The sequence below is a fragment of the Alteromonas sp. 38 genome, from assembly GCF_902506055.1.
GTDB classification, from domain to species: domain Bacteria; phylum Pseudomonadota; class Gammaproteobacteria; order Enterobacterales; family Alteromonadaceae; genus Alteromonas; species Alteromonas lipotrueae.
Genome location: NZ_LR733300.1, coordinates 3,780,847 through 3,807,156, shown reverse-complemented (window position 1 = coordinate 3,807,156; position 26,310 = coordinate 3,780,847). Strand labels below are relative to the sequence as shown.

21 protein-coding genes are annotated in these 26,310 nt (G+C 43.3%); 18 read left to right on the top strand and 3 right to left on the bottom strand.

The features are described 5' to 3' along the window. Positions 1-161 precede the first annotated feature (161 nt). Both FLAVO9R_RS16480 and pedF read left to right on the top strand, forming a co-directional pair. Positions 162-1,949 carry a PQQ-dependent methanol/ethanol family dehydrogenase gene (locus FLAVO9R_RS16480; protein ID WP_159533085.1) on the top strand — a complete coding sequence of 596 codons (1,788 nt, stop codon included), beginning with the start codon at positions 162-164 and terminating at the stop codon, positions 1,947-1,949. Between the two features lie 164 nt (positions 1,950-2,113). Further along, the gene (pedF, locus tag FLAVO9R_RS16475) at positions 2,114-2,614 is read left to right on the top strand and encodes a cytochrome c-550 PedF (RefSeq protein ID WP_232370683.1); all 501 of its coding nucleotides are present in this window, start codon (positions 2,114-2,116) and stop codon (positions 2,612-2,614) included. Between the two features lie 168 nt (positions 2,615-2,782). Here the strand turns inward: pedF and FLAVO9R_RS16470 are convergent, their stop codons facing one another. After that, complete coding sequence (locus FLAVO9R_RS16470) at positions 2,783-3,007, bottom strand: hypothetical protein (RefSeq protein WP_159533083.1); 225 nt, start codon at positions 3,005-3,007, stop codon at positions 2,783-2,785. 518 nt (positions 3,008-3,525) lie between these two features. On the opposite strand from FLAVO9R_RS16470, the gene FLAVO9R_RS16465 reads away from it, so the two are divergent. From FLAVO9R_RS16465 to FLAVO9R_RS16435, 7 genes are all read left to right on the top strand, one after another. Further along, positions 3,526-5,271 (top strand): diguanylate cyclase, encoded by a 1,746-nt coding sequence (locus FLAVO9R_RS16465; protein WP_159533081.1) that lies wholly within the window; start codon positions 3,526-3,528, stop codon positions 5,269-5,271. 676 nt (positions 5,272-5,947) lie between these two features. Then, the gene (locus tag FLAVO9R_RS16460) at positions 5,948-7,279 is read left to right on the top strand and encodes a hypothetical protein (RefSeq protein ID WP_201299313.1); all 1,332 of its coding nucleotides are present in this window, start codon (positions 5,948-5,950) and stop codon (positions 7,277-7,279) included. A gap of 160 nt (positions 7,280-7,439) precedes the next feature. After that, positions 7,440-8,747, top strand: coding sequence for an ABC transporter substrate-binding protein (locus FLAVO9R_RS16455; protein ID WP_159533079.1), 1,308 nt, complete (start codon positions 7,440-7,442; stop codon positions 8,745-8,747). 68 nt (positions 8,748-8,815) lie between these two features. Next, positions 8,816-9,688, top strand: coding sequence for a carbohydrate ABC transporter permease (locus FLAVO9R_RS16450; RefSeq protein WP_159533077.1), 873 nt, complete (start codon positions 8,816-8,818; stop codon positions 9,686-9,688). A gap of 3 nt (positions 9,689-9,691) precedes the next feature. Further along, positions 9,692-10,516, top strand: a complete 825-nt coding sequence (locus FLAVO9R_RS16445) for a carbohydrate ABC transporter permease (RefSeq protein WP_159533075.1) — start codon at positions 9,692-9,694, stop codon at positions 10,514-10,516. Positions 10,517-10,526: 10 nt separating this feature from the next. Then, complete coding sequence (locus tag FLAVO9R_RS16440) at positions 10,527-11,558, top strand: ABC transporter ATP-binding protein (RefSeq protein WP_159533073.1); 1,032 nt, start codon at positions 10,527-10,529, stop codon at positions 11,556-11,558. Between the two features lie 82 nt (positions 11,559-11,640). Continuing rightward, the gene (locus FLAVO9R_RS16435; RefSeq protein ID WP_159533071.1) at positions 11,641-12,348 is read left to right on the top strand and encodes an HAD family hydrolase; all 708 of its coding nucleotides are present in this window, start codon (positions 11,641-11,643) and stop codon (positions 12,346-12,348) included. Positions 12,349-12,452: 104 nt separating this feature from the next. Here FLAVO9R_RS16435 and FLAVO9R_RS16430 read toward each other — a convergent pair whose 3' ends face one another. After that, complete coding sequence (locus tag FLAVO9R_RS16430; protein ID WP_159533069.1) at positions 12,453-12,872, bottom strand: BLUF domain-containing protein; 420 nt, start codon at positions 12,870-12,872, stop codon at positions 12,453-12,455. Between the two features lie 84 nt (positions 12,873-12,956). Here FLAVO9R_RS16430 and FLAVO9R_RS16425 point away from each other — a divergent pair, with 84 nt between their 5' ends. From FLAVO9R_RS16425 to FLAVO9R_RS16385, 9 genes are all read left to right on the top strand, one after another. Continuing rightward, positions 12,957-14,756, top strand: coding sequence for a sensor histidine kinase (locus FLAVO9R_RS16425; RefSeq protein WP_159533067.1), 1,800 nt, complete (start codon positions 12,957-12,959; stop codon positions 14,754-14,756). A gap of 134 nt (positions 14,757-14,890) precedes the next feature. Further along, positions 14,891-16,099, top strand: coding sequence for a M24 family metallopeptidase (locus FLAVO9R_RS16420; RefSeq protein WP_159533065.1), 1,209 nt, complete (start codon positions 14,891-14,893; stop codon positions 16,097-16,099). A gap of 239 nt (positions 16,100-16,338) precedes the next feature. After that, positions 16,339-19,599: a CHAT domain-containing protein gene (locus tag FLAVO9R_RS16415; RefSeq protein ID WP_159533063.1), complete on the top strand. Its 3,261-nt coding sequence runs from the start codon at positions 16,339-16,341 to the stop codon at positions 19,597-19,599. After that, positions 19,596-20,180 carry an RNA polymerase sigma factor gene (locus FLAVO9R_RS16410; RefSeq protein WP_159533061.1) on the top strand — a complete coding sequence of 195 codons (585 nt, stop codon included), beginning with the start codon at positions 19,596-19,598 and terminating at the stop codon, positions 20,178-20,180. Before FLAVO9R_RS16415 ends, FLAVO9R_RS16410 begins: the two co-directional genes overlap by 4 nt. Positions 20,181-20,293: 113 nt before the next feature. Next, positions 20,294-20,920 carry a hypothetical protein gene (locus tag FLAVO9R_RS16405; protein WP_159533059.1) on the top strand — a complete coding sequence of 209 codons (627 nt, stop codon included), beginning with the start codon at positions 20,294-20,296 and terminating at the stop codon, positions 20,918-20,920. Between the two features lie 23 nt (positions 20,921-20,943). Continuing rightward, on the top strand, positions 20,944-21,618 hold the full coding sequence (locus FLAVO9R_RS16400) for a hypothetical protein (protein ID WP_126873085.1): 675 nt from the start codon (positions 20,944-20,946) through the stop codon (positions 21,616-21,618). Between the two features lie 209 nt (positions 21,619-21,827). Next, entirely contained in the window at positions 21,828-24,020 is a 2,193-nt protein-coding gene (locus FLAVO9R_RS16395; protein WP_159533057.1) for a hypothetical protein, read from the top strand. Then, complete coding sequence (locus tag FLAVO9R_RS16390) at positions 24,017-24,733, top strand: hypothetical protein (RefSeq protein ID WP_159533055.1); 717 nt, start codon at positions 24,017-24,019, stop codon at positions 24,731-24,733. Before FLAVO9R_RS16395 ends, FLAVO9R_RS16390 begins: the two co-directional genes overlap by 4 nt. 8 nt (positions 24,734-24,741) lie before the next feature. Then, positions 24,742-25,854 (top strand): hypothetical protein, encoded by a 1,113-nt coding sequence (locus tag FLAVO9R_RS16385; protein WP_159533053.1) that lies wholly within the window; start codon positions 24,742-24,744, stop codon positions 25,852-25,854. Positions 25,855-25,930: 76 nt separating this feature from the next. On the opposite strand, the gene FLAVO9R_RS16380 is transcribed toward FLAVO9R_RS16385, so the two are convergent. Further along, positions 25,931-26,287 (bottom strand): RidA family protein, encoded by a 357-nt coding sequence (locus FLAVO9R_RS16380; RefSeq protein ID WP_159533051.1) that lies wholly within the window; start codon positions 26,285-26,287, stop codon positions 25,931-25,933. Positions 26,288-26,310: the final 23 nt, after the last annotated feature.

Genomic DNA, 26,310 nt, shown 5'->3' with positions numbered 1-26,310 from the left:
CAAGTGCTTTGGGCATGCTTCCTATTAATTCCTCCTCCTAAAGGAGGGGACAATTCACTCAGCCGTTCCATAGGCACGCCCATCGGGCACCGCTATTCTAATTCTATCGAATAGTCTGCAAGTCAGATCCATTCATGGCCAATACGCAATTAGGAAACGTTATGAATAAACCACTACCATTAAAAAGAATTGCCTTAGCTTTATTGGTTTGTGCGGGGGCAATCTCCCCCGTTCAAGCTAACGTGACCGACAAAGATATACAAAACGACCAAGCCACTACAGACGATATCGTATCGTATGGCATGGGGTTGCGCGCCCAGCGATACAGCCCACTATCTGCAATTAACAAAGACACTATCGAAGAAATTCGCCCAGTTTGGGCATTTTCACTTGGCGGCGAAAAGCAGCGGGGCCAAGAGTCTCAGCCTATGGTGAAAGATGGCGTTATGTATGTCACGGGCTCTTACTCTCGAGTTTGGGCCATTAATGCTATGACTGGTGAAGAGTTATGGCAGTACGAAGCCCGTTTGCCCGATGGCATTATGCCTTGTTGTGATGTAATTAATCGTGGCGTTGCCCTTTACGACAACCTGGTTATATTCGGTACTTTGGATGCCAAATTAGTCGCACTTGATAAAGACACGGGCAAAACCGTGTGGAAGAAAAAGGTAGAAGATTACAAGGCCGGATATTCTATTACTGCCGCGCCTATTATTATTGATGGCATGGTGATCACAGGGAATTCGGGCGGCGAGTTTGGTGTTGTGGGCAAGGTATATGCCTTTGACGCCAAAACTGGCAAGCAAGTGTGGGTTAGACCTACCGTTGAAGGCCACATGGGGTATATGTGGAAAGACGGCAAAAAAACCGAGAATGGTATTTCTGGCGGCGAGGCGGGTAAAACTTGGCCTGCAGATTTATGGAAAACTGGCGGCGCTGCAACTTGGCTAGGCGGCACTTATGATGCTGATACAGGACTGTTATTTTTTGGTACAGGTAACCCATCACCGTGGAACTCACACCTTCGCCCCGGCGATAACTACTTCTCTTCATCTCGTTTAGCAATTGACCCTAAAACCGGCAAAATTGTATGGCACTTTCAAACCACGCCTCACGATGGATGGGACTTTGATGGTGTAAACGAGCTTATATCCTTTGACTATGAAGAGTCTGGCAAAACAGTGAAAGCCGCTGCAACAGCCGATAGAAATGGTTTCTTTTATGTATTGAACCGTGAGGATGGAGATTTCATCCGAGGCTTTCCATTTGTAGATAAATTAACGTGGGCCAAAGGCTTAGATGAAAATGGACGACCGCTATATATTGAAGATGTTCGCCCAGGTAACCCATCATTGTCGGACGACGGTAAGAAAGGTGCACAGGTTGTAGCTCGTCCTGCTTTCTTAGGTGGAAAAAACTGGATGCCAATGGCGTATTCACCTGATACAGGTTTGTTTTACGTACCTTCCAATGAATGGGAAATGGATATTTGGAACGAAACCACCTCGTATAAAAAGGGCGCAGCTTACCTAGGTGCTGGGTTTACCATCAAATCCGTCAATGAAGACTATATTGGTGTACTTCGCGCCATAGACCCTAAAACTGGTGAAGAAGTGTGGCGTTATAATAACTTTGCGCCGCTGTGGGGTGGGGTGATGACCACTGGCGGCGGGTTGGTCTGGACAGGGAATCCAGAAGGCTACTTAATGGCCTTTGACGATAAAACCGGAGAGATGGTTTATAAGTTCCAAACAGGCTCAGGCATTGTAGGTTCACCTGTAACTTGGGAGATGGAAGGCGAGCAATATGTGTCTGTGCTATCTGGCTGGGGCGGCGCAGTACCTTTATGGGGCGGTGAAGTAGCTAAGCGGGTTAAACACCTTAACCAAGGTGGCACGGTATGGACATTTAAGTTACCTAAACGCTACGAGCAAGTAGCTAAAAACTAACCACCTATAAGTACAATTGAAGCCGATACTGTTAAAGGTATCGGCTTTTTTATGTTTGATTTCCTCTTTATCCTCCCAAAGGAGGAGCCTTTCAAAACCAAAGTAGAGTTACCGCAATTATCACATTAAGTATAATTTTTTCATCAGCTTCCGAGGATGTATGAATGATGAAAGTTAAAGTATCCCTTTTAATTACAACGCTTTTTCTGGCCCTAACGGCCCACAAGTTAGCTGCACATGGCAACGTGACGCCACAAGGCGCTGACAGCTCTGAAATGCAAAAAATTACCGATGGTGATGAGTCTGAAGATGGCTGGGTGTTTGAAAACCCTTATCGTAATTTAGACCAAGAGACACACAAAAAAGTGTATGAATTTGGTGAGTCAGCCTATTCTAATAACTGCGCCGTATGTCATGGCTTGCATGCGCAGTCAGGTGGCATAAACCCCGATTTGCGTTTGCTCGATCCAGAAAGTATGGAAGACGATGAATGGTACGTTGAGCGACTTCGTTTTGGTTCATCAAAAGGCATGCCTGCATTAGGGGGTATACCCGAGGGACAATCAGAGCCTATTTTAGATCAAGAGACATTATGGGCTATTAAAACCTATGTAGAAGCACGCAGAATAGTAGCAATTGAAGAAGGCGAGATTGAAGTAGATTAAATACATTCCCGTTTTGTCGGCCGGGTCGAGAAATCGCCCGGCTTTTTTGTGCGGTTAAATTACAGCAATGGACCACATGAACTTCGGATAATAAGCTCACAATCTAAAGTGTATTGTTGTGGTTCATGGCGTTTAAGTACTTGCTCTTCAATAAGTTTTTTTGCGGCTCTAAAACCCAGTTCGCGAATGGGTTGCCTCACAATAGCCCTGATAACGCCATTCACCAGCAGCATGGCCAACTAATTCGTTCACAATACCTATCTTGGTATGCCCCAGAGAAACGAGGTGGTTCACTGCAGTGCGACTAGCTGATACTTCATCACAGTTAAGCGAAGTATCTACGTGGACATTTATAGGGGCAATTTGAACAACCGGCTTATTATGTTTACACACAGCTAGGTTATTCCTATTACAATTTGTCCGACTACCCATTGGCCTTAAATGACTACCTTCGTGGAGAGCGTATTTTCTATGCTTTAAATGATAAGAAAAGCTTGAGTATTGTAACGAGCTATATTGGGCTAGCATTGGGTGCTCAGGTGACTACGAAGGTGCAATAACGGCATATCAAGCGGCTTTAAAAAATGCGACTTCTTTAGGAAGTGAGGCCGAAACATCTCAGGTGTTATATAGCCTAGGTGGTTTGAAAGCAAAGCTGGGAGATCACCGAAGCGCATAAAAGTATTTCTACAGTTCACTAGAAGTAGACACCAAACTAGGTGTAAAACATTGTGGCCACGCATTTTGATATGTGAAATCAGCGTTTGAAAGCAAACCTTTAGTGATATACTTTTAATGTTGCAGAAATAGGTTTATTTCATGACGGACGTGATGATTATTGATGTACCTGAGGTATTAAACACACCTATATTATTATTTTAAAGTGTGTGTTGTTTGTATAAGGATCTTACATGGTTAGGCTTATGCCTATGCTTTTCGCACTGTTTTTTATCATGCAAAGTACAGCTTGCTATAGCACTGCTTTATTTGAAGATAAGGCGTTAGAGTACGATTTAGCTGGGCAGATAGAATTTGCAGTTGCTGATGGTGATACCCTAGTAGGAAACGAATTATGGGTAGATGACGAGAGTAAAATAAGCCGCGAACCCCATCAATATTTGCACTTTCGGGTGACCATTGAAAATGCACTTAATCAGCCCGTTCCCCTTTGGTTTTCTATCACTTTTCCTTCGATTGAGCATCTGTACGTGTCAGATGGCACCAACACATGGATAACCGGCGACGCGTTGCGATTTTCAAGCCGAGAAGTGCTGGTACCTAACTACCATTTCCCGTTCATTCTTCCCGCCCAAGATAAAATGCAAATCTATGGTTATATGGAAGGTAAAATACTGCGCTATAACTTTTTTGTTGCCACCCCCGAAAAGGTGAACAAAATGTATGTCGACACGCTGCAGCGTGATATGACATTTTTCGGGGCTATGTCGATACTAACCATTCTTAGTTTGGTTGTTTTTACTATTACTAGAAAGGTGGCATTTTTGAGTTTTGCCGCTTTTATCTTTGCCACATCATTTTGGTTTTTTAGGGTATTTGGTTACGCGTTTGAAATTTTATGGCCAAACACGCCCCAGTTAAATGATATCACTTATGCAGGGAGTATTTACGCCGTGGTATTAACGGCAGGATGGACCGTTTTTTCTAGTTTGAAGCGCCCGAATAGGACTGTGTATGGCTTGAGGTTTGCTAACGTTTGCGGGTTAATCTTGCCTATTCTCGGCTTGCTGGTATGGCACTACATAGGGTTAGATGAAGCGTTACGTTTACCCGTTATTTTACTGTTTCCCTTTGTTATTTTCGCAAGCTTTGTTATTTACAAAGAACACAAAAATGGTTCCGACAGGGCCAAGTGGCTGGCGGTGACAGTTTTTCCTGTAGTATTAAGTGCCTTTTCACTCGTGCTTATAGCCCTTTTCGGTATTGACCTTCAATTAGAACCCATCACCACGTTCATGGTTGGTGTATTGATCACGTGCATGTTCATGGTGATATTAGCGTCTCGGCTGTTCGTGAAGATTGTTCAAAAAGAGCGAGATACCGAGAAGGCCAACGCATTATTAAAAAGCGAGCAGGCGTCGAAACTTGAAGCATTAATTCAAGAGCGGACAAAAGCATTACGCGCATCAAATGAGATGCTAAAAAAGCTGGCTGCTAACGATGGGTTAACGAACTTACCAAACCGAAGAAGCATCGACTTATTCGTAGACGCCAGCTTTTCATCCGAGGCGGATAATCATCATATTGCTGTGGCACTGATAGACCTAGATCATTTTAAAAATATAAACGACACCTTTGGGCATGATGCAGGTGATACGGTATTGATTGAAATAGCGAATATACTGCGACCTTTGAATAGTGAGCAATGTATCGCTGGTAGATTTGGTGGTGAAGAGTTTGCCATCATTCAACAAAACGTAAGTGAACAGCGTTTTAGCGATACGCTAGCCGATATTCACACGCAAATTAATGCATTGAGCCTTCAGCAGCTTAGCGGTTTAAAAATTGGCGCTTGTATAGGTTGGACAATATGTAAAAACGCTACCGATATCGTTCACGCATTCAGACGTGCAGATAACGCCTTATACAAAGCAAAAGATGCGGGGCGCAATAGAGTTATTGCGGCTGTTCTACGTTGATTCGAGTAGTTGTCACCTAGGCAGAAGCCAAACAGAACGCCTGCCGGAAAGCCCGTTACAAAACCTAGTTCAATTTCAAAATAGCATGGTGTCGTTCATGGTCTAAATCATGATGTCGTTCTTCACCCTCGTCCTACCATAATATTATGCACCTAAAAAAAACCTTTCGAAAATATCCTCTATTACGGTCAAAAGTTTAAGATCTAATTTGGTTTATTGCTAGCATTGTTATCTTTTGCTCTTTGTTTTCCTTTCTAAATATGCACTTTCAATAACAAAATTCAGTCGTTTTTCATTTTAGCTTAATTGGTAGTGTTTACATTAAGTGTAAATGTAATCTGGATTTTATTTTGTTATCTAATTGAATTTAAATGGTTTATTTTTATTTGAAATATAAATGAAAACTATTTGTTAAAAAAGTTGTTGACGTTAAATTTTAAAAATGGTCATATGCCCCAATGTTGAGCGTATGACCGATTTGATTTGTCCCAACGGTTTTTGCTCATAGCGAACAGAGAATATGCGCAGACACGAGTCTGATGAAAATTCCAATCACTTTATAAAACCGAACATAGAAACTTGAGGGTTCACCATGTTAGAAAATAACCAGCTTCAACAAGCGACTTCTCGATCTAATTTTAAAATTGCAGGGTTAAGCGTACTGGCATCAGCGATTATGGCTGCCATGGCGCCGTCACTTGTAGTGGCTCAGGAATTAAGCGAAGCAAAACCTATGTATGTGCCGCCGAGTGAACCTAATGAGTTTCTAGATGGTCGTGTTCAAGTTAATTTTCTCGCTATGCAGAACTATCAGGCTATTCAAGCAAAAGACGGCGCGTTTCGCCCAGAGGATGAGACTCAGTCAGATGGTTTTGGCCGTTTGCGTGTTAACTTGATGTTCAAGTTTAAAATTACCGACAACATCACAGCCGATATCGATATTGCTGAAGAACCTAATGACTTTGGTAATAATGGCGACAGAGACTTCTCGTTCCACCAAGATTTCGCTGGCATCGAGTTTGATATGTTTGGCCTTACGGGTTATCAAAAAGAGAATTCAAGCCTTATTTTGCGTGTAGGTAACATTGGCGCATCTCCTTTTCAGTTCAAAGGATTCCAAGATGGCGCTGACAACCAAGGTAACGCGTTAATTGGAAATGGAATTAACGACTACGCCACAGCTGAAAACGGTATTCAGTTGAGCTACACCGAAACCTTTGACAGCGGCATTCTTCGTTCATACAACGTGGCGGGTCACATGACTACGTCTAGCTTCGGCGAAGCATTCCAAGAAGACCGAGGCTACAACTATCGGTTGCAAGGTACCCTTGAGTTTAAAGGGGGGTTCAAAGTCGGCTTAAACGTTTTTCAAGCTAATCAGGGCGACCAGCTTGTATTCGCTGATGGTGTAGCAAGCCTTGATGGCGTTACGACCACTAACTATCGTTTCGGCGATGGCGAAAACTATAACTTTTCAGCCTCTGCATCTAGTGAGCGTGACACCCATGTCGGTGCACTGCCAGGCTTGAACCAGTCAATTATGCAATTGAACTTAGCTTACCAACCGTCTGATCAAACGAGTGTTATTGTAATGTTGGGTAAAGCGTCTGACGACTACACCTTTGCCGATTCCGATGGTAACGCGGTGGCGGGTATTACTTACTTTGGTACCGGTGGCGTGTTAGACCCAACCGGTACAACCTTTGATTCAAACCAAGTGATTGAAGGCGATTCATCGGTGCAGTACTGGGCGCTAGAAGCCCAGCAATATATTCTTCCTGAGAAGCTTTACGTAGCTGCACGTTACGCAGAGTCAGAAAATACCTCTGACCTTATTGAACAAACTGATAACGATGTAACCCGCTTACAGGTATCAGCAGGTTACTGGATTAACGACAGAACCTTGTGGAAAGTAGAATACGTTAATCAAGATGAAGGCGTTAACTCAGGCGGTCAAATTGGCACTGGCTTCGACGGCATCACGTCTGAAATTTCAGTGAAGTTCTAATTTAATAAACGTTCAACAGCGTCAGCGGTTTTATCTAAAACGTTGACGCTTTCAAACCAACCAAAACATTAAGTAATGAAACGAGTATGACTTTTATCCCCATCGAAAATGAAGGGGAGGAGGAAGTCATACCCTTCAAAACCTAAAGGGGAACTACCCGATGTTGAAAAAATTATCTTTAGTGATTGCCAGTGCATTGGTGATAACCACGGCGGCGCAAGCTGAAACTATTACCATCGCAACGGTAAATAATGGCGACATGATTGCCATGAAAGAACTGAGTAGCGACTTTGAAAAGAAAAACCCAGGTATTGATTTAAAGTGGGTAACGCTGGAAGAAAACATTCTACGCCAACGTGTCACTACCGACGTAGCCACTGGCGGCGGCCAATACGATGTCATGACAATAGGTACTTATGAAGTACCTATCTGGGGTAACCAAGGTTGGCTGGAAGAGCTTGATGGCCTTGGTGCTGATTATGACGTAGAAGATTTACTGCCTGCTATTCGTAGTGGTCTGTCAGTAGATAACAAACTCTATGCAGCACCGTTTTACGGCGAAAGCTCAATGGTGATGTACCGCACTGACTTAATGGCCCAAGCCGGTCTTGAAATGCCAAAAGCACCTACATGGAAATTTATCCGTGAAGCAGCCGAAGCAATGACCGACAAAGACGCAGGTGTTTATGGCATTTGTCTTCGTGGTAAAGCGGGCTGGGGCGAAAATATTGCATTGCTAACGTCTATGTCTAACTCGTTTGGCGCCCGCTGGTTCGATGAAAACTGGAAGCCTCAGTTTGACTCCAAAGCATGGAAAGACACCTTAGAATACTATGTTGATGTAATGGAGAAATACGGCCCTCCAGGTTCATCAGCGAACGGCTTTAATGAAAACCTAGCGCTGTTCCAAACCGGTAAATGCGGTATATGGATTGATGCAACCGTTGCTGGTGGTTTTGTTACTAACGAGAAAGATTCTGAAGTTGCCGATAAAGTTGGCTTCGCACTAGCACCGGATAACGGCCTAGGTAAACGCGGAAATTGGTTGTGGGCATGGACATTAGCTATTCCTTCTAGCAGTAAGAAGAGCGATGCAGCGATGAAGTTCATCAGCTGGGCTACCTCAAAAGAATACTCTGCATTAGTGGCTGAAAAGAAAGGCTGGGCGAATGTACCTCCAGGTACGCGAGCGTCGCTTTACGAAAACCCTGAGTACATGAATTCGGCACCTTTTGCGCAAATTACCCTTGATTCTATCAACTCTGCAGATCCAAAAAATCCAACGGTGGAGCCAGTGCCCTATGTGGGTGTCCAGTTTGTTGCTATTCCTGAGTTTCAAGGCATAGGAACAGCAGTTGGTCAGCAGTTTAGTGCAGCACTAACGGGCCGCATGACGGTAGACCAAGCACTTCAAAGCTCTCAGCGACTAGTTGAAAGAGCCATGCGCAAAGCGCGTTACCCAAAATAATAAAACGTTAACTACGGGTAGGTGCAAGGTGCACTTACCCACTTTTCTCACTTGTAAGGGGCTTAGCAATGGCGACTACCCAATCTCGTACCCTAGCCAAAATGATGCTGTTTCCTTCGGTCACCTTGCTGTTAGCTTGGATGATTGTTCCGCTTTGCATGACGTTATATTTCTCGTTTTTAGATTATAACTTGCTCATGCCTGGCGATAATGAATACATAGGCTTTTTGAACTACGAGTTTTTTCTTACCGATCCTGCTTTTATAGAGTCATTTTTCAATACCTTATTGCTAGTCGGCGGTGTGCTGTTTATTACCATCTGCGGCGGTATTGGTTTAGCCATAATGCTCGACCAAGCCATATGGGGCAGAAACTATGTCCGCATAATGGTATTGGCACCGTTTTTTGTTATGCCAACGGTTTCCGCATTGGTGTGGAAAAACATGTTTATGAACCCGGTAAACGGGCTGTTTGCTCACCTTGCCGAGTTTTTTGGTGCAACCCCTATCGATTTCTTTGCACAAATTCCGTTGCTTTCAATCATCATTATTGTGTCGTGGCAGTGGCTGCCGTTTGCAGCGCTAATTTTACTTACCGCTATTCAATCGTTAGATAGAGAGCAATTGGAAGCGGCGGATTTAGATGGTGCCGGCCCGTTCAGTAAATTTATTTACATTGTGCTGCCGCATTTATCACGGGCAGTTACCGCAGTCATTCTTATTGAAACCATTTTCTTGCTGTCTATTTTTGCAGAAATTCTGGTTACTACGAGTGGTGGCCCAGGTTATTCCTCTACCAATATTACGTACTTAATTTACACCCAATCGCTACTTCAGTTTGATGTGGGCGGCGGTTCAGCAGGTGGAATTGTGGCAGTCATTATTGCCAATATTGTTGCCATCTTCTTAATGCGCCTTATCGGCAAGAATTTGGAGGGCTAGGTAATGAACAGCACGAATAAATCAAAAGTTATTTACACCATTTTAGCGTGGACCATCAGTGGGATGATTTTCTTTCCTATTCTTTGGACCATGATCACCAGCTTTAAAACGGAATCTGAAGCGATTTCAGCCACGCCAAGCTTATTTATGTTTGAGTGGACGCTAGAGAACTACAAAGATGTGTTAGCTCGCTCACCTTATTTCGATCACTTTATGAACTCTGTGATCATCTCATTAGGGTCAAGTTTGCTGGGACTGCTGATTGCTATTCCGGCTGCATGGTCGATGGCCTTTGTGCAAACTAAGCGAACTAAAAACCTATTGATGTGGATGTTATCAACCAAAATGCTTCCACCGGTTGGGGTGCTAATTCCTATCTATCTGTTGTTCCGTGATTTCGGTCTGCTAGATACACGCTTAGGTTTGGTAATTGTAATGACCCTCATTAACTTACCTATCATGGTGTGGATGCTTTACACCTATTTCAGAGAAATTCCTCATGAAATTCTTGAAGCGGCACGAATGGACGGCGCGGGCATTAAAGAAGAGATTTTTCACGTGTTACTACCAATCGCCTTACCCGGCATTGCGTCAACCTTGCTGCTCAACGTTATTTTGGCGTGGAATGAAGCATTTTGGACACTCATTCTTACCGCCGCGAATGCAGCCCCGCTAACTGCCTTTATTGCCAGTTACTCAAGCCCAGAAGGCTTATTTTACGCGAAATTATCAGCAGCCTCTGTGATGGCTGTGGTGCCAATCCTCATTCTTGGTTGGTTCAGTCAAAAACAATTAGTGCGCGGATTAAGTTTCGGCGCGGTTAAGTAGGAGTATTCCAATGGGAAGCATTACTTTAAAACAAGTGACAAAAAGCTTTGGCGACGTAAATGTTATTAAGCCGCTAGATTTACATATCCGCGACGGTGAGTTCATTGTATTTGTTGGGCCATCGGGCTGCGGTAAATCTACCTTACTTCGTATGATTGCAGGGCTTGAAGATACGACTAGCGGCAACATAGATATTGATGGTGAAGATGCCACGAATATGCCGCCAGCGAAACGTGGCTTGGCTATGGTATTTCAGTCTTACGCGTTGTACCCGCATATGTCTGTGCGCAGCAATATTGCGTTTCCGCTTAAGCGCGCAAAAGTTGCCCCTGCAGTGATTGACGAAAAAATTGAAAAAGCCGCAAAAATGCTGAACCTAACCGATTATCTTGATCGCAAGCCTGGTCAGCTATCGGGTGGGCAGCGTCAGCGTGTGGCGATTGGCCGTGCTATTGTGCGCCAACCTTCGGCATTTTTGTTCGATGAGCCCTTATCTAACCTCGATGCTTCGCTTCGGGTTAACATGCGTTTGGAAATTTCAGAGCTTCACAAAAGTTTAGATACCACCATGATTTACGTTACGCACGATCAGGTTGAAGCCATGACTATGGCTGACCGTATTGCGGTATTTAATGGCGGTATTATCGAGCAGGTAGGCACGCCGCTAGAGCTATATCAAAAGCCAGTTAACCGCTTTGTAGCTGGGTTTATTGGCTCGCCAAAAATGAATTTCATTGATGTGATGCCTAAAGCTGGCGACGACACACATGCCATTGGCGTGCGACCAGAACACTTAAAAATTACCCAAGAGCGAGGGTTGTGGTCAGGCAAGGTAGGCGTAGTAGAGCACCTTGGCTCTGAAACCTTTTTACATGTGCATGTAGAAGGCGCTGGTACGCTCACGGTTAAAGCTGACGGTGATTGTCCGGTGAGCTATGGCGATAGGATTAACTTAACTGCTGCAGAAAGTAAAATTATGCATTTTGACAAAGGTGGCGTAACTATTCCCTCACTTTCTTGGGGCGAAGAGCGTGTAGCATAATTCGTTTTTAGTTGATGTGCGGGTTATTGCATTCAAGAGTAGCCTGCACGTTTTTAAGGACGAAATATACAAGGATTATCAAATGGGTAGCAGTAAAATCTCCCTTGACAGTACAGGCATTCAGCTCGTTATTTTCGACTGTGATGGGGTGTTAGTAGATAGCGAAGTGCTATGCAAGCGGGTAATCATTGCCATGTTGGCCGACTTAGGTGTAGTGGTTTCAAGTGCTTACTTTGACGAGCATTTTTTAGGTAAAAGTTATGAATCTGCACAAAAGCAGATTTTAACCGACTTCACCATTTCACTTCCAGCTGAGTTCAGAGATAATTATTTAACGGCGTTGTTACAGGTGTTTGCTGAAGAGTTACAAACTACTCCCAAGCTTAACCGTGTGCTCGCGCACTTGAATGTCAGAAGCTGCATTGCGACTAGCAGTAGCCCAGAGCGGGTTGCGTTTGCGCTAGAAAAAACAGGGCTTCGTTCTTTTTTTAAAGGGCGTATTACCACAAGTACCGAAGTGTTACATGGGAAGCCAGCCCCCGATATATTCTTACTTGCCGCATCGAAGATGGGCGTCAAGCCTAAGCACTGTTTGGTTATTGAAGACTCAGAAGCGGGTATACAAGGAGCATTGGCCGCTGACATGCAGGTCGTTAAGTACACCGGAGCAAGCCACTTAAAAGGCTTACCGCCAACTAACGTAGATAAGAATGACAACACCATGTCGATTTCTCATTGGTGTGAGTTTTTCAATCTTTACCCCAGTTTAAAAACAACCGTTGAGGTATAAAGTGTTCTTCAATGGATGGAGTCAGAGGCAAGACGTAAACCTTAACGTAAATCCATAAACCTTGTTATCGAACAGCCGCTCAAAAATGCGAAATGTCGTTAAAACTAAACCGTTTGCTGATGGGCTGAAAGGTGTCTTAACAAAGCGTATATCTGCTTTGGTGGAAGTTTGGTTGGTTCAAACTCGGTTTGCGATAATCGAGCGAGTAACTCAGTAAAAATTGGCGTACTGCCAGCATAACCCATATTCCACTCTGTAAAGGTGGGTTTATCGATATATTCGTAGCTGGAGATAATGACATCAGAGTGTCGAGCATCGTCTGAAATATGGAAAAATAATTCATTAACCGCTTCGCGCTCACCTTCTAAAGCTTGCACAAAATAGCGGTTGTCATAGCAAAGCATTCCGCAAATCCCAAGCGATTGATTGTTTTTACGGGCAACAGTTAAGATATCTTTCATATCTGAGAGCGACATATCTCTGGTTGCCGAACTTAAATAGATTAAGCGCACGATATTTTTCATAGAATTATTAATACTCCTTTTGGTAAAAACAAACTATAAGTCTATTAAGAATAGATAGAGCAAAAGGATGAAATCTTCAACTGTATGGTGAATTCTAATCTGCCTAAAATGGCAATGATATACACTAACGCGCCATCTGAGTTGGCTGATTTTTTACCCGAAGGCCTTGTCACTCATTGTTATTCATCAGTCAAAAAACTAAAAAAAGCACTGCGTTCCAATACGCCAGACAAAATCTTCTTCCATATTAATGATGCACAAAGTGAGTCAGACAGCATAGAAATAGTAGACTATGTGCGAACGTCATTAGCATCGCATAGTAGCACCTTGGTTATCTGCGTGAGTGATGCCGTTTCTACCACACCGAGCCAAATAATGAATAGGGCCGATGTGGACGATGTTATCCGCTTAAATAAGGAGGACGCTGCGTTTGTACAGCGTAAAATTGCTCGCATTATTAAGCGTATTAGCATTGCTAATAAGCATCTAATAGAGAAAGATGCGCAAGTGAATATGCTCACCTCGGTGAATCGATTTTCCCATCAACGACAGAATATTCAGGCATTAATCGCATCCTATGCGGAAACGTTGCTGCATTTTTGTGGTGGGCACAGTGGTTTAGTGGTTACTCCCGCTAAAGTTACCTGTGTACCCACATCACAGCCCTCAATTAGCCAGAGCCAACTTGATGAAGTAGACCATGATACAAAGCAATACATCATCAACCTAGCCCTGCAATGTAAAGCCCCCGTGGTTAACTTATCACCAGAGCTTGCGCCTATGCGGTCATTAATTGACATGTTGCCAAACCCAGTAGTGAGCTATTTGGTATTTCCGCTAATTGTTTACAACAATAACTTGGCTTCCATTCTCTGTTTCATAAGCGAGGAAGCGCTAGATAGCGTATCTACCACGAAGCTAAACGTTATGCGTGATGCTTCTTTACAGCTTAAAATAATATTAGAAAGGCGATTTGCAGAATCGCGAATGGCCACGCATTATCAGCGTTTAAAAGAAACTTTGGCCGAGCTAAAAACGACCCAAGATCATTTAATTCATGTAGAAAAGATGGCGTCTGTTGGGCACATGGCAGCAGGGATTGCCCATGAAATAAACAACCCGTTAGCGTTTGTTATTAGCAACTTCGACCCCCTCGACCATTATGTGGAAACGTTAATCCACATGGTGGATTTGCATGAACAGCTCATTCAATCCATTAACGAGATTGAGCAGCCAGTAAACCAGAAGATCACCCAGTCAATACAAAGCTTTAAACAAACCAGTGATATTGATTTTGTGACCGAAGACATTAAAGCACTTGTTCATGATTCGAAAGAAGGCTTACTGAGGGTAAGGGATATCATTAGTGATTTGGGGAGCTATTCTCGAAAAGAGTCACTTGAGAATCAGTTGCTAAACATCAGTGAGGTAACCAGAGAAACCGTTCGAATGCTCAAATATGAATTGAAAGAAGACGTTGAGGTTCAACTAGTGATTGATAGTGATATTCAGATAACTTCTCATAAAGGCTTCATACAACAGATAATTGCAAATTTGATTAAAAATGCGATTCAGGCTCACGCTACATCAGATAAGCAAACTCAGCAGAAAATTATAAAGGTCGCAGTCGCGGAAAAACCAGAGTTTGTGCTAATAAATGTTTCGGATAACGCGGGGGGAATAGCAGAAAAAAGTCGAAAACATATTTTTGACCCTTTCTTCACGACTAAAGATGTTGGCAAAGGAACTGGAATGGGGTTGTCTGTCTGCTCTAATTTAGCGAAGAAAATGCAAGGGACGTTAGCACTTGCTCCTATGGAAGAATCGAGCGACCTAGATACCACGTTTACGCTTAAGTTACCCAAGCAGGTGGGAGATAAATAACTTAACGCCTTCCTAGGTTTAACATGCCTATTCGTTGATCAGCGAATAAGCTTTTATTTGGCTTTCTCGACTTTTTGCTTCAGTGTTGTACAGTGCAACTGCTTTATCGACGTATAAAATTATAAGGGCAGGTTATGACAACACTTATTGGCGGGAAAACAAAGGAAGAAGCACTGGGCAGTCTTTCAAATATGACTAGCGATGTAGCGCCTATTCAAAAAAGTGAATACTTAACTCGCATAGATAAAGCACAGCAATATATGCAGCAAAATAGTATTGGTGCGCTGTACCTTAATGCCGGCACTAACTTATCTTACTTTACGGGCATGCAATGGTATGCCAGCGAGCGTTTAGTGGGCGCTATTCTTCCTGCCTCTGGCGATATCATCTATGTAGCGCCTTACTTTGAAATTGACTCCCTTGAAGAGCGTAAAGTGATTAACGGCGACATTATTGGGTGGCAAGAGCATGAAAGCCCTTATGCACTGATTGCTCATTTACTGGGTGAAATTGATACTGCTGGTGGCAAGAAAATCGCGGTAGATGAATCGACCCAATTCTTCGTTGTGGATGGGTTTAATAAAGCACTCCCTGAAGGCGCCAGTATTATTAATGGCGCAGAGGTTACTGCCCACTGCCGAATGCACAAATCGGTCAACGAACTTGCGCTTATACAGCGTGCTATGGATATGACCCTTGCAGTGCATAAAGCTACAGCCAGTATGCTCTATGCAGGGATTACTACCACAGAAGTAGAAGCCTTTATCAATGATGCCCACAAAAAAGTGGGTGCCAGTGGCAATTACTTTTGTATTGTACTTTTTGGTACAGCAACGTCATTTCCACATGGGGTAAAAGACCCACAAATATTAGAAGAAAACGACTTGGTGCTTATTGATACCGGCTGCAAAGTTCATGGGTATCTATCTGATATTACGCGAACCTACTGCTTTGGTAAGCCAACGGTGAAGCAAAAGGCGATGTGGGAAAGTGAAAAACGCGCGCAGTACGCCGCATTTAATGCAGTAAAACCAGGCGTACCCTGTGGCGATGTTGATAAGGCCGCCCGAGACAGTTTAGCGTCCGATGGCTTAGGCCCAGATTATAATCTCCCTGGTTTGCCCCATAGAACAGGGCATGGTATTGGTATGGATATTCACGAGTGGCCATACTTGGTGAAGGATAATCCACACCTTATGGCACCAGGTATGTGCTTTAGCAATGAGCCCATGATAGTGGTTCCCAACGAGTTTGGTATTCGTTTGGAAGATCACTTTTATGTATCTGACACTGGCGCAGTGTGGTTCACTGAACCAAGCAAAGCTATCGATGAGCCTTTTTAAAAGCCATGTTTGCAGTGATTCGCTATGACAAGAATATTAGGTTCTGAATGTATTTGATATTGCAGGCTTATACGAGAATGATCTCCACTAGTACTCGTTTAGAGGCGTATTGCAGTTCGTTAGAGGAAAAAAGAAAAATCCAAGGCTAGGTAAATAAGGCCTGCTAGTATGAGGCGACTTGAGTGTTCAAATAAATTAGTGTATTTTTTGAACGATACTTTGGTGGCGTAAAAGCATGTATGGAAACTCCAAGCGTCTCTTTCATCAAAAGATCACTAGCTTTGCTATGTGGTTTTCCTTTCTTTATTTCTATGCTTTATATGTTTTCTTTTTCTGGATGGGCGGAAGAAAATACATTGCTTCCCACCGTGACAGTATCGGACGCTACCACGGCGAATTTCCAAGTAAGCCTTAATGAAAAAACAACGTTTAGAGTTATCCCTACGTCGGGTGTGACAGTGCTTATTAAAGCAACGCAATCAGCAGCAAATGTTCGCTTAGCGCTTTATGGCGATGAATATGAAACTAGCAAGCCCTTACTCACTCTTGATATTCCAGCCGCCTATAGACAACCTGAATACCTACTCTTCGATGCGAACGACTGTGTCATTTGTTACGTTGAAATAGATACTTCGGCATCATCGCCAACGCAAGGTCGCAGCGATATCTTATTTAGTGCAATTGGTACCGGATTGGATGCTCATAGGAATTTCTACAATGCCATTCAATTCGCTTCCTTAACGTGGTCTGCGGCAGAAAATCAGCTTGCAGAGATGGAGTATAAAGAAGCCTTACATGATGTGCGTTCGCACTATGAAAAAGCAGAGAATATTGCAACATCGTTAGAAGATCACTCTCTCATTGTTTTCAGTGCCTATATGCAATCCATAGTGAGCCACTACCTTGGAGAATACGACAATCAAGCTGATTTACTGAAACGTATTTTACAGCAGACATCTATTCCTCAATCCTACCTTATTAAAATTCATAATGACTTAGCGAGTCACTATATTTATGAAAAAGGTGAATTTGATACCGCGGTGGCGTACTTAAGCATTGTGTTCGGCCATCTAAATTCTGGGCACTATCCCTTGTTGTATGCAGAGGCGAAAGAGTTAGAAGCGTCAATAGAAATTGAAAAAGGAAGCTATTTGAATGCTGTAACGGCCTTTGAAGAAACCAGCAAAATTTTCTTGGAACAAGGTGATGTGTCAAATGCTATTAAAAGCATGACCTCTTTAGGATGGCTGTTTTATCACACGGGCGATTTTAACAACGCCATGCAGCAATACGTTCTCGCCAAGAAATTAGCAACCCAAGTTTCAGATAACTACGCAATCACGAACTTGCATATCAAACTCTCGGGTGTGTATCGACAACTAGGCAATATCGAGCAAGCCAATCATCATGTTACACAGGCGCTAAAGCTAAGCGGTAGGTTTAAGCATGCATACTTAGATGCGTGGGCTAATGTAGAAAAAGCGAAGCTTCTGCAGGCAACGGGGCAGTATATTTATTCGAAGGATACGTTTGATATAGCAAAGCGCAGATTTTTTAAATTGAATGCTTCAAAGGGGGCGAGTGAAATCGACTTTTTTGTTGGTTTACTCAACATGCAACTTGGAGAGCATCAACAGGCGAAAGAGCGGATAGAGAGTTACTTGTTTAACACTGATGGAATTGCCACGGATTACGAGCATGCTATTGCTGCTTCAAATCTAGCGCATGCCCTTACGTTACTTGGTAGCAAAGATGAGGCAATGAAATATCAGCAAAATGCGTTAAATGTTCTGATGCAAACGCAAGATATTCGGTCAATCGGCTTAGCACAAATACAAATGGCCACGCTGCATGCATCCATGGGTAACATTAAAAGTGCTGAGACCTATTTTAACAAAGGAATGAGCAAACTTATTCAAACGCGCTCCACGTTGTCACAGTTAGAAAGTACATATGCCTATGCCAATGAAGTAGCCCATCTCGACCCAGTACTTGCACTACAAATAGGCCGTGATATTAGCAAGCAGATCAACGACATTTTTTCAAAAATAAAGCGAACCGATTTACGTAGGGGGTATTTCTCTACCTACCAGAAGGTGGTCAGTTTGCTGGTTCGTGTTGATAACTCACTTTCGGCAGAGCAGAGCTTATTACTTGCTGAGGGGGCGCGATCACGAACCATAGGGTACGGGCTTTACCGCGACAACAATACTAATAACGACATTCAACGTGAACAAAAAAAGCTCAATCAAAAACAGCAGGTGAAATTGATTGAGCTTAGTACACAAATTGAAACACAGCAGCGAAAACAGACCATCAGAGAAATACGGGTATTGTCAGAAGCGTTATATCAGCTTGAGAGTGACAATTATGTTGTTCCGCAGTCTACCGCTAAATTTTCGGCCAAATCATTGGCCCAACTTCAGCAGTCTTTAACAGAGCATGACGTGGTGTTATTTATTGATACCGCAGAAGTGGAGTCTAGGTTGTGGTTTATTGATCAGCAGCAGATTGTAAGCTTTAAGAGTGAACATGAGCGTTTTTTTAGTGAACGTGTGGACGCTGTACTGAATGTGATATCGCAAAAACTGCCTTTGCGTAAAATGCGTAAAGAGGTGGCAGAGCTACGCAATACACTTTTTCCTAGCAATGCAGAGTATCTATTCAAAGGCAAAACGAACTTAATTGTAATACCGGATGGCGCGTTAACCCGTTTACCATTTTCATTACTGTCAACATCTTCCCCCGCGCAGAGCGGGTGGTCAGTAAGCTATCAACATTCTTTACAAAACATAGTAGATTCGAGAAGAGATAATTACGCTACGGCTGTGGATGAAGGCAGTATTCTTGTTGTGGCAGACCCTTTAATGAAGACTATGCCAAAAGACCAAAGCAGCCCGCTAGTCTATGGTTTTCAGTCTTCCTCATTGCCTTATACAGCAAAAGAGGCAAGTTACATAAACGAGTTCTCTGCTCAACCGATAACCCTTCTAAATAAAGGTAAAGCCAGTAAACAAGCGTTAGCAGAATTAGATTTATCTACCTTTAATATCTTACATATGGCGACACATGGGCTAGCAAATAATCAAGTGCCTGAATTGGGTGGACTCGTTTTATCAAACGCTTCAAGTGCCGACAATTTGCTGTTTGCCTCGGAAATCAGGCGGCTTAGGCTAAAGGCCCAACTTGTTGTGTTAAGTGGTTGCGAAACTACCCAAGGACACTTGATAGAGGGCGAAGGCATGCTTGGCTTAACCCGCGCCTTCATCGAAGCTGGAGCACATAGTGTTATAGGCAGTTTGTGGCAAGTACAAGATGATGCAACAGCGAAGCTGATGAAGGAGTTTTATCGTTATTTACTACAACACGAATTACCCATCTCTGAAGCATTAGAAAAAGCGAAAGTGGCGGTGAAAAATCACAAAAGAAAAAATGGAACTCGCCCGTGGCGATCGCCCTATTACTGGGCGGGATTTGTTCTGCATGGTAACGCGGCATGACTGAGTCTGAGAGCGATATTGCAGCCACTATCGTGAAAGGGATTTTAGCGGGAGATACTGCCGCAGAATTACAAATGATAGAGCGTTATAAAAGGGGGTTACGCTTTGTGCTTAGGCGAAAATGTCACGACCCTGATTTGGCTGAAGATATTAGCCAAGAAACGTGGCGCATCGTCATTGAACGTATTAGGAATAATGAACTACGAGATGCCACAAAGTTGTCAGCGTTTATTCTTCAGACGGCGAAAAATCAGCTACTGATGCATTTTAGAAAAAGTGACGTTAAGCGCCAACAAACGGGTATAGGGGAAGCGTTGGAGTCTGAGTATTCTGGCCCGTTAACACAATCGCCCGAGGATGTATTAGAACGACATAACTTGGGCTTGCTTGTTCAAACGGTTATTAAAGAGTTGAATACACCGAGAGATAGAGAATTACTCCATCGTTACTATATACATGAACAAGATAAAAGTCTGATTTGTAACGAACTAAATGTTAACGCTAAAAACTTCGACAATGTGCTTTATCGCTGCAAACAGCGGTTTAAAACGCTGTGGTTAGCGGTAATGGAAGATAACTGATATGAATTTCACTGAGAGGTTTGGCCTAGTTAGTGCACAAGACGTTAGTACGCAAGAGCATAGGCATTTCACAAACAATAGACCCAGAGTATTCATGGTTAGGAGTTTGCGTAGTGAAGCAAGATGAAAGAATAGAACGGTATGTGCTAGGTAGAATGACACCGAGTGAAGAAGCGGAGTTTGAAGCTTATTTTTTGTCTAACCAAGCGTGTTTAGATCAACTAGAGCTTACAGAGCGTTTGTACAAGGGAATGCAAGCAAACAGCGTAGATAAGGTAACGCCTATTCAAAGCAAACCTCGCGTGTGGAAGCAGCCAATTCCGCTTTGGGCAGCCGCCGCTTCATTGATTCTCGTTTTATTAATGCCAACGCCGTTCAATACCTCTCAGCGCTTAGCACCAAATTCCGATTTAAATGTTTATCGCTTGGAAATGGCGAATGTTCGAGCTTCAGAATTTGATGCGGTTAAGGTGACTCAATCGGTCAGCCAGCTCGTGTTTGCAATTTACGTTGATACTGAAATACCTGAATTTGATTATCCCAAATATGGGTTCACGTTAACCAATCAAAAAGGAGAGCAAGTGTTCACGACAAGCGCTTTACATTTAACTTCTACAAGCGAAATTTTCATAAACATGGGATTACAGCACTTTGAATCAGGAGTATACGATTTTGAAGTGTCGGGCTACAACAATACAACAAAAACACCACTGCACAGTGGGTTAATACAATTTAATTAGTCAATAACTAGGAGCGGACCCTAATGACTTTATTCAAAAAAATGATATCAACCGTAGGACTGACATTATTACTTTTAACCTTACTTGGTTGTTCACATGAAAATAAAGAGTGCAACGATGACGATGCAGAGTGCATGCTATCGAAAATTACTGCTAGTTATGACGTCGAATTTTTAGGTAATGATATAGATACTCGCGGGGCGGATGACGCCCTTCAATCACAACGAATAAACGGGTTTGGAGCGCTAATTTTAGATAAAAGTGGCAGTGCTTTAGCGCTTGAAAATACTTGTAGGTTCGAATCAAAAAGCCAAAACACGCCAAAACCTAATATAAGTGTTGGATTTACAGGCGCTAGTGGAATTGACAAAGATAATATTGACGACATCAGCTATAGCGGAAATTGCTATCAGGTTTATGAAACGGGAAATTTTACGGTTCTTTATATACCGACTTTAGATAACCCTAAACACGGAACAGAAGGTGCTCAACCCGTGACAGATCATCCCCATTCCATGCAAATATACGTTTATCGGGGTAATCAAAATGGGATGACGTATCGTGTTTTTCATAGAGATAAGCAATTTAGTAACAATGGAGCTCATGATCACGATGGTGATGGCTCTCATTCGCATGATAAAGATTTATTCGAAGTTTTAAAACACAATACTACCCACGGTGGTGGTATAGGTACATAGGTACCGCAACCGAGAACTAGCTAGCTGTATTCTTACTTTGTAGTTGCGCTGGGCTAGAGGTTAAGCCTGGCTCAGCTAAATCCTGTCTTTATCGTCTCGTCATTGGTATTGCTCCTACCCAAAAAAATAAAAATGCTATTTAGGTGAGAGAATTATAAAGGTTCGTGCACTGCTCATATATACCAATAAAAATGGATTATGAGGGCAACATGAACGTGATTAATTCCGACTGCTATGCCAATTTTGGCAAGTCGCTATTCGGTAAGTTATTGAACCGAGAAAAAACCACTAGTCGATTATCGACAATGTGTATTTTGGTAAGCTCCCTACTTGGTTGTACTACTTTTCCTTATGTTGAGGACCCTCGCCCCGTTAACACAAAAAATTGCACCTCGTGTGAGTCAAGCGAAGTAGAGCTTCAGCGGGCAATGGCTTACGTTGATTACACTTACGACGGCTACCGCAGAAAGCTTTTAGAAGATGCAAAGCAGAGCCAAGATTTAAGCCAAGGCCTGATTGCCCTTGGCACAGTAACATTGGGTTTAGCAGCTTTCGAGGCCAATATTGATACGTTCAAAGCGGCGGGGTTGCTCGGAGGGGGCGCCTATCATTTAGGAACGGCAAATGAAAATGTTGGCAGGCGTGCGCAGTATATTGCTGGTATGCGAGCAATGGTGTGCATAAAAGATATTGTTAGCCCTATGGTGGGAATTACTAGCAATTATCAGCATATTCAAAACAATGCCGAACGGCTTCGTAGCGCAATGGACGAGTACGCCATAGCGGCTGGAGACTTGACCAACGCCGTGAACCAACTCTTCCTTTATGATGATTCCACCAAGAGCTTAAAAGCGGCAGCGCAGGCCCAGTTAAAGGTGATAGACAGCGACAGAGAGCGGGCCGCACAGTTACTTCAAAGCACCAACACCTTGCTTGCAAAGTCTTCCACGATTGGGCCTAGAGTATTTGCGCAAGTGGATAGCATTCGTGTGGCCGTCGATGAAGCCTTAACGTCAACATTGGCGAGTACAGATAGTATCGGTTCGCAAATAGCTGCATTGAGTGATTACGCACAATATTTTACGCCCGGGTTAGACTTCGCTGAAATACTACAAACCACACTCGCTAGTGCGGACGGTTCCGATGTTAACAAAGTTCTCGATGGCATGTTAGCGCAGGCGAAGGGGGACTTCGATAAAAAAAACAAAGAGAACGCCGAGAATGCTAAGAACGTTAAAAATGCGATTATAAGCGTTTACGAAAAAGTCATTTCTAACATCAGTGTTGCCATGGGAGAGATGCAAGCGAAGCGTCAAATTATGTTGGCAAGAGCCAGCGAATTAAATGGTTTATTGGCGATGCCCCTCAACTTAAATGAAGCTACGTTTAAATCTTGTGGTGCCCTTACTGATAATATTACTACCCAGCTAAAACTCGATCATTCCTCTTTAGCATTTACACAGGGCGTAATTCAAACGGCAATCGTTGAAGTATCTGGTGGAACTAAGCCTTATTCCGCACAGTTAACTAGAACGCCTAACTCATCGGTAAACGTCTCGACGGTGGCAGGAGGATCTGGAGTTATCGTTACGCTTACAGGCGAGGCAAAAGCGGGTGAAGCTTTTACGATTAAAGTGAAAGATAGCAGCACTCAGCACGCCATTATTAACGTATCGATTAAAGAGCCAGTTAAAAAAACTGAAAGTGATGCTGCGAAAGAGAACGTTAAAGAGGCATCACAAGCAGCGTTGAAAAACTGCGAAAATAGCAAAACCAATACATGGAATGAAACCTTCGGTGTTATTGGCTACCCGGTAATGGGAACACATGCGAATGGTATTGTTTTGGAAAATCCAGCGTTATTAGGAAGCACTATATCAGGAGAAATAGCGCTTGCCGGTCAGTTTTCTCTCCCCCCTGAAGCGAAGAATATAGACGCGGTGAAAAGCGCATTGCTCGCGAAGCTCGCCACCGACCCTCTACTAAAAAGTCTACATTGTAAAAACATTACCAGTAACGAGAAGCTAACGCCTCATGCAAGCTTAGCAAATGCCTTGAGCTCAACACCTGATGTTTGCGAAGCCGATGATGATGTAGGAAGGCTAAAGTGTGCATTGCGCGCTCCTATGGAAGCTGGAGATTGTGGTGACGATTTTACGTTTGCCTACTCGAATTTTAGCAAGGGTGTACTTACCGTGACACTGTGTGCTCTAGATTCAATTTGCCCCGCACTTTATGTAGATAAAGTAGAGGATTTGGCCGCTCAAGCAAAAGTGACGATTAACAAGTCGCTTGAGCGCTATCCATGGGGGAAAACACTAAGATACATCGATTTAAAGTTCAGTAATTATGAGGAAATAAAAGCCAAGATTGAAAGTTTACAAGAGGGGAAAGTGCAATGAGCTATATCGATGTCATCAATACTCAAACAAAAGAAACGGATTCCGGTAGTGCTGTAGCGTTAGTGCGATGCACGGGTAATATAGGTGATACAGAGCATTACCTTGTAAGCTGTTTTCACCTATTTGGATTATTAGCTAACAACATCGAGCAGCCTTGTCAGCAGGCCACCATTAAACATGCGGGAAAGGTTATTGCGAGCTATACCGGTATTTGCGGAAATATCGCCCCGCTTGGTACTGATACATGGAGCTTCGATGTCGCGTTTGCAAAAGTAGAACCACAGAACCTCGAGCTTGCACGCAATGCTATTCCAGGGCCCGTGCCGACAAAAATTTTGTATTACATGGATGAATTACCAAAGACAGCCATCATGCACAGTCCGCGCGGCAAAGTCACTGCCCCTAAAAACACTGCAAGTGCCATCAGTCTATCCAATGTATGCGCTAAAAGAGGCAACCAACAAATTGTATCCTATGGGCCTGAGCTTAACCGTATTCAAGCGGTACATCGCCTTATTGCGAGTTACGATGGAGAGACGAAGCGTGGGGATAGTGGTTCACCAGTCCTTAGTAGTGATGGGAAAACGCTGCTGGGTATGCATATCGCTGGCGATGGGAATAAGGGGTACATGCTACCCGCCGTTGATTTTATTCAAAATGCCAACCGGTTTATTCCTAAATTTAAAAACGATACTTTATCTTTAGACTTGTGAGGTAAATTATGGATTATCTTGATACGGCCATAGTGCTTACATTGGTGATTATTACTGTGGCTGAGTTTTCAGCCTTAGTAACAGATAGGCTTATATTAATGACTGGCTCCCGAACGCGAGGCTTTGAGGAATGGTGTCAATGTGTAGTTGAAGAAGTGAGGTTGTCGTTAAGGGATGATGTTGAGCTTAATGTCACGCAAAGTGCGAGCGTACTTGAGCAGCTTAATATGTTAATGGCATCTGAACGCGACAAACCACAGCCTTATTTAAATCGGTCGGTACTGATGAACAATATTTTGTCTACGGCACTTAAAGTGTCAACGCCCAAAGTGGTTACTACATTAGAGCAGGTGTTGCCCGACAGAGTAGGGAAGTGCGACCATCGAGCCACCAGTCAATTTCGTTTGAGGACCGGTATCAAAGTGGCATGTGTAGCCACCGTAATTTCCCTAGCGCTAAACATTAATAGTGTGTCATTGATAAGTGAGCTAGAAAGTAACGATGCAAACAAGGTGGCGCGTCTTCAAACGCAGGTCGAAAGTTTAAACGATAAGTTACAGGCGGAGAGTGATCCGACTAACGCCGGTAGTATAATGATTGAATTGAGAAACAGATTGAATCAACTTTCTACCGAAGAAACGAAAACATTTTCAGTTGGCCCGCTAGCACAAGGCATCAATCGCATGTCTATCGACTGGATATTTGGTTGTGTATTAACGGGTTTACTGGCTGGGTTAGGTGCACCATTCTGGCGCCGGCAGCTGTCTAGGCTAATGGTACTTAAGGATACAAAAGAGGCGGTATCAGTCACTACGCCGGCGAATCAAAATCGGTACGACGAGAAGGAAGAGATCCAAACCGACCCCGCAGTGACGGTTTCTTCTGGGGTGACCGGGCAATTTGCCCCAACTAATATTAGTTGGGACCCACTAACGAAACAAATCGATTTAGATGTTATTGCACTAGGCAAACCAGAGAGCACATACACACCTGATGAATTAGCTCACACGTTACGAGAAAAGCTTGCGCCCTTATATAGTAAAAAGTTGGCGGCGGTAAATATTCGGCCAGACTCTTTGAATAAAATGGCAGGCTATTTCTTTACCAGTAATGGGGTATAGCAATTATTACAACATCGCTTTATCTGACAACTGCTAATTAAGTGAGATATGCCACGCTAACGTCAATTTGTGGTTGTTACGAATGCTTCTCGGCAGCGATAACGGTTATTTCAACTAACAGCGCTTCACGAGCCATATCTGCGGTAACGCAAGCGCGAGCAGGGGCTTGGCCTTCTGGCACCCAGTTGTCCCATACGGCGTTCATCTCGGCGAAGTATTCCATGCTTTTGATGTAAATAGTGGCTGATAAAATATGTTCTTTATCGCTACCCGCTTGTGCTAGCAAGGTATCCACTTTATCTAACATAGTTTGGGTTTGTTCGGTAATACCTTGGGTTGCATCGGCGCACACTTGGCCGCATAAATAGATGGTGCCGTTATGTTTTACTATACGGCTCATACGCTGTTTTGTTTCTATTCGCTCTATGGTCATTGTTTGAGTGTCCGTGCTTTTAA